General features: G+C 71.5%; 10 protein-coding genes. 6 read left to right on the top strand and 4 right to left on the bottom strand.

Features of this window, described 5'->3' with window-relative positions:
• Window positions 1-744 (top strand): hypothetical protein (locus D6689_13030; protein ID RMH40699.1); only part of this gene is annotated, 744 nt, incomplete at its 5' end.
• Here D6689_13030 and D6689_13025 read toward each other — a convergent pair.
• Window positions 725-1342, bottom strand: a complete 618-nt coding sequence (locus D6689_13025) for a DUF938 domain-containing protein (protein RMH40698.1) — start codon at window positions 1340-1342, stop codon at window positions 725-727. The genes D6689_13030 and D6689_13025 overlap by 20 nt on opposite strands.
• Before the next feature lie 72 nt (window positions 1343-1414).
• Here D6689_13025 and D6689_13020 point away from each other — a divergent pair, with 72 nt between their 5' ends.
• On the top strand, window positions 1415-2425 hold the full coding sequence (locus tag D6689_13020) for a hypothetical protein (GenBank protein ID RMH40697.1): 1011 nt from the start codon (window positions 1415-1417) through the stop codon (window positions 2423-2425).
• Window positions 2426-2448: 23 nt separating this feature from the next.
• On the opposite strand, the gene D6689_13015 is transcribed toward D6689_13020, so the two are convergent.
• The gene (locus D6689_13015) at window positions 2449-3285 is read right to left on the bottom strand and encodes a tetratricopeptide repeat protein (protein RMH40696.1); all 837 of its coding nucleotides are present in this window, start codon (window positions 3283-3285) and stop codon (window positions 2449-2451) included.
• A 142-nt stretch (window positions 3286-3427) separates the two neighbouring features.
• Between D6689_13015 and D6689_13010 the strand changes: the two genes are divergently transcribed.
• Genes D6689_13010 through D6689_12995 form a run of 4 tightly spaced genes read left to right on the top strand, consistent with a single transcriptional unit; the run spans window position 3428 to window position 7198 of the window.
• On the top strand, window positions 3428-4621 hold the full coding sequence (locus D6689_13010; GenBank protein RMH40695.1) for a hypothetical protein: 1194 nt from the start codon (window positions 3428-3430) through the stop codon (window positions 4619-4621).
• Window positions 4618-5301, top strand: coding sequence for an alpha/beta hydrolase (locus tag D6689_13005; GenBank protein RMH40694.1), 684 nt, complete (start codon window positions 4618-4620; stop codon window positions 5299-5301). Before D6689_13010 ends, D6689_13005 begins: the two co-directional genes overlap by 4 nt.
• Window positions 5267-6487 carry a hypothetical protein gene (locus D6689_13000; GenBank protein ID RMH40693.1) on the top strand — a complete coding sequence of 407 codons (1221 nt, stop codon included), beginning with the start codon at window positions 5267-5269 and terminating at the stop codon, window positions 6485-6487. The genes D6689_13005 and D6689_13000 overlap by 35 nt, the downstream gene beginning before the upstream one ends.
• A gap of 12 nt (window positions 6488-6499) precedes the next feature.
• On the top strand, window positions 6500-7198 hold the full coding sequence (locus D6689_12995; protein RMH40692.1) for a hypothetical protein: 699 nt from the start codon (window positions 6500-6502) through the stop codon (window positions 7196-7198).
• 26 nt (window positions 7199-7224) lie between these two features.
• Here D6689_12995 and D6689_12990 read toward each other — a convergent pair whose 3' ends face one another.
• Together D6689_12990 and D6689_12985 are read right to left on the bottom strand one after the other, a co-directional pair.
• Window positions 7225-9264 carry an adenylate/guanylate cyclase domain-containing protein gene (locus D6689_12990; GenBank protein RMH40691.1) on the bottom strand — a complete coding sequence of 680 codons (2040 nt, stop codon included), beginning with the start codon at window positions 9262-9264 and terminating at the stop codon, window positions 7225-7227.
• 182 nt (window positions 9265-9446) lie between these two features.
• A partial coding sequence (locus tag D6689_12985) for a hypothetical protein (protein RMH40690.1) occupies window positions 9447-9723 on the bottom strand: 277 nt, incomplete at its 5' end.

The raw sequence follows: 9723 nt of genomic DNA, 5'->3' as shown, positions 1-9723 counted from the left end.
GCCGCGGCGCAGACGCCCGTCCCGGCGTCGTCCGCCGACTGGGCCATCTTCGTGGTCGACGAAATCACCGTGCAGTTGGACGAGCCGGCCGCGGGCGAGCCGGACCCGTACATCATCCCGGAGGGGGTCGGCCTGTTCGTACACGCCGCGCGCGCGCCGGACGGCTCCCCGGTACTGGCCTACTACGATCGGGTCAACGGCGACCTGAAGCTCGCGCGGTTCGATCCGGCGACCGGCATGTTCGCCGCGCCGATCGTTCTCGACGGCGCCGACGCCGACGTCGGCTGGTATCCATCCGTCGCCGTCGATGCCGACGGAGTCGCTCACGTGAGTTACGTGAGCGCGACGACCGACGACCTCATGTACGTGACGGACGCGCCGGACGCGGTTCCGGAACTGGTCGACAGCGGCTATCGCATCGACGGCCAGACGGAATCGGGCCTGCCGCAGCCCGTGTTCCACTTCGTCGGCGACGACAGCGCGATCGTGCTCACCAACGCGGGCCCGGTGATCGCATATCAGGACGCGACGACGCACGAGTTGTTGCTCGCGCAAAAGAACGCCGCCGGCAACTGGGAGCACCAGACCGTCGCTGGCGACGAGGATCCGTTCGCGGGCGGCTACGGCTTCTACGCGTCCGGACGCTTCGACGGCACGCAGGTCGTCCTGTCGAACTGGGTGATCGACCAACCCAACTACGACAGCTGGGTCGAGATCCACCGCGTCACGGTCGTGGTCCAGTAGCCGGTCGCCGCTTGCGGAACACGACGGTGTAGTTGTTGGCGGGCATGTCGACCACGCGGTCGAGCACCAGACCGCGGGCGGCTGCCTCCGTCTCGACGTCGCGCAGCTCGCGCACGCCCCATTCCGGGTCCATGCGCCGCAGCGATGCGTCGAACTCCGCGTTGCTCGGGGCGTTGAACGCGCCGTCGACGCGGAACGGCCCATACAACACCAGCGGTCCGCCCTCCGGCAACACGCGCGCCGCACCGGCGACCAGGCCGACGCAGCATCGCCACGGGGCAATGTGGATCATGTTGATCGAGACCACCGCGCCGGCCGCCGCCACCGGCCAGGTGTCCGCGGCGGCATCGAGGTAGATCGGCTCGCGCAGATTCGGCAGCGCCGCGTCGGCGGCGTGCGCGCGGATCGACGCCAGCGCGCGCGCGTCGACGTCCGACGGTTGCCACACGATCTGCGGAAACGCGGCGGCGAAGTGGACCGCGTGCTGGCCGGTTCCGGATGCCACCTCGAGCACGAGTCCGGTCGCGGGCAACACCTCGGCCAGAACCTCGCGAATCGGCTCCTTGTTGCGCTCGGCGGCCGGGGCGATCTCCTTCATTGGCGGCACTATACATGGCCTGGCGCGCGGACCGGTTGACACGGCGCGGCCGCGCGGGACAATCCACACAGGATGATCCGGTGGATCGCGCTCGCAGCCGTGGCGGCCGGGTGCGCCGGCGACATTACCGGCGGCGACGCGCCCCCGACACCGCCCGCCCCCGATGCAGCGGCCGGTGAACCGGCCGTGACGATCGCATCCCCGGCGCCCGGCGCGACCGTCGTGCGCGACGCGCTCGATCCGGTCGGGGCGCTCGCGGCGGCGGTGGACGTGCGGGTGGACGTGACCGGCCCGGTCGCGCGCGTCGAGGTGCTCGCCGGCGGAGAACCGGTGGGCGACGGAACCGCCGTGACGGCGTGGCTGCGCGCCGATGGCCCGACGACGATCCGCGCCGTCGGCTTCGACGCCGCCGGCGCCGAGGTCGCGGCCGACGAGATCGATATCGTCGTCGCAGCGCCCGAGGTCGCGGACTGCGCCGGCTGGCTCGACCTGTACGGCCTCGACTACGAACCGGGCCCCGACCGCCAGGGCGTCGACGACCCGGTCACCGTAACCACGCCGATCAACGGCGTCGCGTACCGGTACGTGAGCAATTCCGACCCGCGCACTACGTTCTTTATGCACTGCGAGCTGGCGCACGCGCTGGCGAAAGCCGCACCGATCTTGCGCGAGCGCGGCGTCGTCGAAGTGGCAGATATTGGCGTATACAACTATCGCTGCATCGGCGGCGGCACCCCGCCGGACTGCCCGAACGGCATTTCTCAGCACGCATACGCCAAGGCGATCGACATCGCCGGCTTCACCACGGAAGACGGCACCTACTACTCGGTCAACGACGACTGGGTGATCGACCCGGACGACGAGCCGACCTGCGCGGCCGCCGTGGAAAACGACAAAGACGCGTTCTTGCACGAGATCGTCTGCGCGATGAAAGCGGCCGGCGTGTGGAACATCGCGCTCACGCCGAACTACAACGACGCGCACCGCAACCACTTTCACGTCGACCTCACCGAGGGGTCGGACTTCATCCGCCGCCAGATCGGCACGCGTGCCGGAGCGAACCGCGCGCCACTTGCCGATTAGCGGCCGGCCGCGACGCCCGCGCGTCAGCGCGGCTGCTGCTCGCGCGTAAGGCGCCGGTACGCGTTGATGTGGCGGATCGCCGCGCGCGCGTCGCCGGCGCGATCGAACAGCGTGGCGAGATTGTAGTGCGCCTCGGCCAGCGCCGGGTCGAGGTCGAGCGCGCGCTGGTACATCTCGATGGCTTCCTGGTCGCGCCCCTCGTCCTGCGCCACGACGCCGAGGTTGTACAGCGCGGTGGCGTCGCGCGGATCGATGCGCAGCGCCTCGCGGAAGCAGTCGGCGGCGCCGGCGGTATCGCCGCTCTCGGCGCGCAGGCGTCCGAGGTTGATGAGCGTCTCCGTACAATCGGGCCGCAGGTGCAGCGCCCGCCGATATGCATCCATCGCGGCCTGCGGATCGACGTCCTCGAGTTCGACGGCTCGCTCGAACCACTCGTCGGACGTCATGCCGGGCACCGGCTCCGGCGCGGCCGGCGTGGCGCACACCGGCAACGCGGCGACTTCACCGGCCGGAGCGGCGAGCAAGAAGTCGAACACGCCCTGGCCGTTGTCCGCCCGGACCGCGCGGTCGCCGACGCGCACGACGACGTGGCCGGCGTGCTCGTCGATCGCGATCTGCGATAGCGACACGTCGCTTGGAAGTTGCTCTCGCAACGTCTTGAGCTGGCGCCGTATGCGGCGCACCGGCACACCGCGGTCGACGAGCGCCTTGACCACGCGCAGAACGGCCAGATCGCGGAACGAAAACCGCAGCGCGACGCCGCTTGCGGTCGGTGACAAGAAGCCGGCGCGCACGCACCCGCGCACCGTCGACTCGGACAGGCCCACGACCTCGGCCGCCTCGCGCGTGGAAAACGTCACGTCCTTCCGCCTACCATGATCGGACGCCGGGCGATCGTGTCAAGTCGCGCCGCCGAGCGCACTGTGGACAACCTGTGGACGGGCGGTGTGCGCCGGCGGCGACGACCGCGACGCGCGCCGCCGGTCGGCTACAATGCCGCGGATGAACGACGTACCGACGCTCGCGTGCGGCGCCGCCGTCGTCGCGCTCGCGGTCGCCGGGTGCCGGTCGCACGACCGCCCCGCGCCACCGGCACAGGACGCGGGCGGCGCCGCGTCGGATCCGATCGCGGCGGTCGCCACCCGGCTCGACGCCGACCCGCCGGCCACCGCGCGGCCGCCGATCGCGCCGCCCGCGGGCGTCGTCGCGATGGCGGACGGCTACGACAAAGCCCGGCGGGTGGCCCTGGGCGTGATGGCGACCCGCGCGCACACGGCCGACGCGGTGTTCGCGATGGCGGACCGGTGGAACCGCGCGCCCGAGCCGCTGCGCCGCCTCGGTGCGGACGCGCGCGCCGGCGAGGTCGCCGCGCTCGTCGCGGCCGGCGCGGCGGCCGCCGCCGCGCCCGCGCCATCCGGAGACCCCGCGGAGTTCGAGGCGGCTGCCGCGGCCGCGGTCGCCCACGCGCTCGCGCTCGCCGAGCGCGGCGAGGCCGACCGCGCCGCGTGGACGCTGCTGGCGGCCGCACAGATGGGGTTCGACATCGCGCGCGGCCGCCGGCTGTACGCCGCGCGCCACGGGCTCAACGCGGTCCGCGGTGCGCTCGCCGCGCTGCGCGCCGTGCTCACCGCGTCGCCGCCGGCGGAGGCCGGAGCCGTCGCCGACGCGTGCGACCGGCTCGCGGCCGGCCAGCCGACGGTCGCCGACGCCCTGCTGGCGGAGACGCGCTGGTACGAGCGCGCGCTCGTGGCCGGCGCGGGACGCGGCGAACCGCCGCCCGGTTGGACGGACGCCGCGCGAGCCGAAGTGGAGCGCCTGGCGCGCGCCGCGGGCGGTGTCGCGGCGTTCGCGCGCAAGCTCGCCGAGCAGCGCCTCGTGGTCGCCGACCTGCGCGCCCCGCACCGCGCCGGGGCCGATCGCCAGCGCCTCGTCGCGCGGCGGCGCGCGGCCATCTGGGGCGCGGACCACCCGTGGGCCGATCCCGAAGACGCGGGCCGGTGGGAGTCGGCGCGCGCCGAGGTCGCCGCCACCTGCCTGGTCGCGCGCCGCGTCGCGGGCCGCCCGGCCGGTCCGCACGGCGTCAACCCGGTCACGGGCCAACCGTGGCTGGAGGTGGGCGGCCGCCTCACCGGCGGCACGTTGATCCGCCACGGCACCCCCGAGCCGGTCGCGATCGCGATCGGGACCCGGCCGTGAAGTTCGTCGCGACCGAACGGCACGGCGAGGTCAGCGCACACCTCGTGCGGCCGCGAGGCGCGCGCTGTCTGCTGGCGCTCGCGCACGGCGCCGGCGCCGGCATGCGCCACCCGTTCCTCGACGCGGTGGCCGACCGGCTCGCCGCGCGCGGCGTCGCCACGTTCCGGTACCAGTTCCCGTACATGGAGGCGGGACGGCGGCGGCCCGATCCGGCGCGGTGGCTCACGGCGACCGTCCGCTCGGCGATCGCCGCCGCGCGCCGCACGGCCGGGGATCTGCCGTTGCTGGCCGGCGGCAAATCCATGGGCGGCCGCATGACGTCGCTCGCGCACGCGGCCGCGCCGCTCCCCGGCGTGCGCGGCCTCGTCTTCCTCGGGTTTCCGCTGCACCCGCCCCGCCGGCCCGGCACCGACCGGGCCGCCCACCTCGCCGCCATCGACGCGCCGATGCTGTTCGTCCAGGGCACGCGAGACGCGCTCGCCCGCCTCGATCTCATCCGCCGGGTCGTCGAGGACCTGCCGAGCGCGCACCTGCACGTCGTCGACACCGCCGACCACGGGTTCCGCGTGTTACGGCGGTCCGGCCGCACGGACGACGACGCGGTCGACGAGATCGCCGGCGCGGTAGCGGAATTCTGCGAGCCGCTTGTCGCAGCCGGGAAATCGCCGCTCGCGGATTGACGCGGCGCGCCTACGCGGAGACAGTCTCCGCGAGCGCCATGACCCGCCCCGCAAGTCCGTCGCTGTCCCGCCAGCAGTTCTGGCTGCGAGTCGGCCTGGTCGTCGTCCTGCTGTTTCGTTTCTCACCGGGATCACCGGGCTCGGTGCCGGCTTCAAGGCGCTCGGCAAGCAGGCGATCGCGAGCTTCTTCGCGGCAACCGACAACCCGTTCGTCGCCCTGGTCGTCGGCATCCTCGGCACGACCCTCGCGCAAAGCTCATCGATCACCACGTCGATGATCGTCGCGATGGTCGGCGCCGGCAGCCTCAGCATTCCGCAAGCCGTGCCGATGATCATGGGGGCCAACATCGGGACGACGGTCACGAACACGATTGTGTCGCTCGGCCACATCACGCGCCCGGAGGAGTTCCGCCGCGCGTTCGCCGCCGCGACCTGCCACGACTTCTTCAACTTCCTCACCGTCGCGGTGATGCTCCCGCTCGAGCTTGCGACCGGCGTGCTGTCGCACTCGGCCGCGGCGCTGGCGCACGCGTTCGCCGGCGGCAGCGGCGGCGAGTTGCCCAACCCGCTGAAAACCGCAACCAAATGGGTGGTCCACCAGGTCGAACACGGGATCGCGGTCGCGTTCGACTCCCCCCACGCGCGTGCGGTCGCGCTGATCGTCGTCTCGATGATCCTGCTGTTCGTGACCCTCGGCTATATCGTCAGGAACCTGCGAATCCTGTCCTCCGACCGCATGGAGACCGCGGTCGAACGCTCGGCCGAGCAGAACCCTTACATCGGCCTCGTCGTGGGCATCGTCGTCACGATCATGGTGCAGTCGAGTTCCATTACGACCTCGGTGCTCGTGCCGCTCGCCGGCGCCGGGCTGCTCCGGCTCGAGCAAGTGTTTCCGATCACGGTCGGCGCCAACATCGGCACGACGGTCACCGCGCTGATCGCATCGCTCGCTCTTCCGCGCGAGAGCCTCCAGCTCGGCTTGACCATCGCCCTCGTGCATCTTCTGTTCAACGTCGCCGGCGTGCTGATCGTGTTCGTCGCCCCGCCGGCCCGCCGCATTCCGCTGCGATGCGCCCGGTGGCTCGCCAACGTTGCCGTCCGCTCGCGCAAGTACGCGCTGCTGTACGTGCTGCTATTGTTTTACGGGGTCCCGGCGGTGCTGATCTTCCTGCCGCGGATGTTCTAGGAGGCCACGACGATGTGGAAGGAGTTGCTTTCGATCTTCCGGGGCGGACACCGCCCTATCGACGAACTGAGCCAGCAATTCAAGCAGATGCTGCGGCTGGCCCAGGAGATGGTGCTGGAAGCGAGCCGCATGTACTGGGAGCCCACCGTCGACGAAGCGCGGATTCAGGACATTCGAGCGAAAGACGTTCAGGTCAACAAGCTCGAGCGCGAAATCCGCAAGCGCGCGGCGACCCACCTCACGATGGCGGCGCGTCACGACGTCCCGTACGCCCTTCTCATGATGAGCCTGGTCAAGGACGTCGAACGCCTCGGCGACTACGCCAAGAACTTGGCGGAAGCGGCGTCGTTGGTATCCGAGCCGCTTCCCGACCACCCGCTCACCGACGAGTTGCGCCAGATCCGTGACAGCGTCGAGAACTTCACGCGCGAGACCGCCGACGTTCTCGAGGCCAGCGACGTACGGCGCGCGACGCAGCTGACGACCGAAGGGCGCACCGTCGCCAAGCGCTGCGATCAGTTCGTCGCAAAGCTGGCGCAGTCCGATTTCAAGCCGAGCACGGTGGTAAAGCTCACTCTCGGCGCGCGGTATTACAAGCGGATCGATGCCCACCTGCTCAATCTGCTCAGCAGCCTGATCATGCCGCTGCACAAGCTCGACTACTTCGACGAGGACTTCCTCGACAAGCAACGCAACGCCGATCAAGGGTAGCGGGCCGCTCCAGCTCGCGCGGGCCGCTACGGCGCGGGCGCCACCTTCCACCGCACGAGCCGCAGCGGCGCCGGCAGCGCGGGGTGCTCCAGGCAGTCCGGCTCCAACTCGGCGCCCAGTTCGTCGAGCAGCGCGCGCACGCCGGGCGCCTCGCAGGTCGCGGCGGCGATCGCCACCTCGCCCGCACCGGCCTTCGCTTGCAGCTTCGACGCCATGTTCACCGTGCCGCCGAAATAGTCGATGCCGCTGTTGAGATTGACGGCGATGCACGGTCCCGTGTTGATCGACACGCGCAGCCGAATCGCGGTATCGGTCCGGTGTGGGCCGAAGCGCAGCGCCACCTCGCGCGCCGCGGCGACCGCGTCGGCCGGCCGGCTGAACGCCGCCATCGCCGCGTCGCCGATCGTCTTTACGACGCAGCCGCGGTGGCGCCGCACGATCGCGTAGACCTCGGTGAAGTGGCGCTTCACTTCCATGAACGCGTCCGGATCGCCGCGGCTGCCGTAGAACTCGGTCGAGCCGACCATGTCGGTAAATAGGATCGTCTGCTCGCCGACGGACAGTTGCAGATCGGCAGCCAGGTACTGCTCCGAAAACAGGTCGCGAAAGTCCTGCAGATTGAACACGCGCGACGGCCGCACCGCGTCGTCGTCCTCGCCGGCCGACTCGATGACGAACCGCGCGTCCGCGTCGCGGTCGTTGATCAACACGAGTTCGCACCCCGGTCCGCCGCGCAGATCGCCGCCGTCGCTTGCGCGCCAGGTTACCGCCGCCGGCCCGCCCGCGACGACATCGAGGAAGCGATGGCCGTCGCGACCGCGCACCCGAATCCGATAGCGGCCGGCCGCCAGCGAGGTCGGCACGGTGCGCGTCTGCCCCGCCGGGACGGTCTGCTGCACCAGGATGTGCGGTTTGGTCGCCGGCTCGGCGCTGCAGTAGAACACCTTCGGTACGGCGCGGATCGACGGGTGGACGTGAAACGTGATCTCGAGCGCGCGATCCGCGTCGATCGCGAACTGGACGTCGCACGCCTCGCACGCCTCGCGCACCGGCACGTCGCCCAGCGACCGAGCCTCGAACCGGACGCCGCGACAGTGCGGACACACGACGTCCCAGCTCAGTTCGAGCAGGCCGACGCGCGTCGCGTACAGACAGGCGACCAACAACTCGCCGTCGTCGACGCCCCAGCGGCGCGCCAGCGGTACGACCCGAATGCGGTACAGCTCGAGTTCGTCACCCGTCGACACATGGTCGACGAGCCGATCGACGACGGCGCGCGACACGGGTGCGCCATACAGTTGTTCCCGCAACGTGTCGAGGCGAGCGCGCGCGGCATCGTCCAGCGGCGGCGCGGCCGCAGGCAGCAGCCGATCGTGCGGCGACGCTTCGCGCAGCTCGCGGGCGAGGCGCGCGGTCGCGCGCGCGTACTGGCGCCGCAGCCAACGCATACCCAGGGCGAGCGCCAACCGCCCGTACCATCCCCGCGGCAACCACGTGAAGTGAACGTGCAGCTCGCTGCCGCCGCGCCCGTTGGGCGCCAGCGCGTAGACGACGCGCGACCCGTAGGCGAGGCCGCGCGCGTAGACGCGAATCGATGCGAGTTCACGTTCCGCCACCCACTGCCACGGCTCCTCGATCCACTGCTGGCGCACGAACCCGTTGCGACCGTCGCCGTGCAGCGCGCCGTCGCGCTCCTCGAACTGCATGCGCCCGAGGCCGAGCGCGCGGTTGAATCGGCTCGTGTCGGACAGGTGCGGCCATAGCACGTCCGGCGGCGCGTCGACTTCGAACCGCCAATGCCACATCCACTCCACGCCGGTATCGCGCAGCGACGCCGGCCACGGGTGGCGCTGCAACACCGCGGCGAGTTCGACGGCCATGCTCGCTGATCCCCCTGTCCGTCCGTCGCGGCGCGCGGACGCGACCAGTATACGAAATCGGAGCGCGCCAGTCCCCTGCAGCCGTCGCCCGCTCGCGTCGCCGGCGGCGTCGGGCCTGCGCGACAGGGCACACCGCCGTCGTCGGCTCGCCGTGATGACCCCGCACAGTGCATCGCGGTCATCCATAATTGACCAACGCGCTCCGAGTTCGTGCCGGCGCGCGCCGGGCGGCGGCCGCCGCGGCGCCGCGCGCGGCGGCCGACTCGAGCCGCGGCGGCGCGCGCCACGCCGCCGGGCCGAGCCGACCCGCGGGAAGGCGGGGCGGATCCCGCCTCCCCGCGGCCGGTCGACCGCCCTCAAGCAGGGAGCTACGGCTGAGGCTTGGGCGGCTTGCCCTTGCCGCCCGGCTTGGTCCACACGAGGCAGAAATACTCGGCCGTCTCGCACGCATCGCAGAGATCGGGCGCGTATTCGCAGCACAATTTGGCGGCCAGGGTGCAAAGCCCCTTGATCAGGTATTTCTTCAGCCAAGGGGGCAGCTTCTTTCGCTGCGCGCAGGCCTGCATCCCGCCGATGAACGACCGGTCGCCCAGGACCATGACCAAAGAGGTCGCCTCCTCCGGCGTGAGGTCGTCGGCCATCGCG

It is taken from the genome of Deltaproteobacteria bacterium, from assembly GCA_003696105.1.
In the GTDB taxonomy this organism is placed as follows: domain Bacteria; phylum Myxococcota_A; class Polyangia; order Haliangiales; family J016; genus J016.
This window is presented reverse-complemented; position numbering and strand designations above follow the sequence as displayed.

What these genes read in the sequence shown, in the direction of transcription:
- D6689_12995 (RMH40692.1), top strand. Translation starts at nt 6,500, where the DNA reads ATGTGGAAGGAGTTGCTTTCGATCTTCCGGGGCGGACACCGCCCTATC.
- D6689_13010 (RMH40695.1), top strand. Translation starts at nt 3,428, where the DNA reads ATGAACGACGTACCGACGCTCGCGTGCGGCGCCGCCGTCGTCGCGCTC.
- D6689_13020 (RMH40697.1), top strand. Translation starts at nt 1,415, where the DNA reads ATGATCCGGTGGATCGCGCTCGCAGCCGTGGCGGCCGGGTGCGCCGGC.
- D6689_13025 (RMH40698.1), bottom strand. Translation starts at nt 1,342, where the DNA reads ATGAAGGAGATCGCCCCGGCCGCCGAGCGCAACAAGGAGCCGATTCGC.
- D6689_12990 (RMH40691.1), bottom strand. Translation starts at nt 9,264, where the DNA reads ATGGATGACCGCGATGCACTGTGCGGGGTCATCACGGCGAGCCGACGA.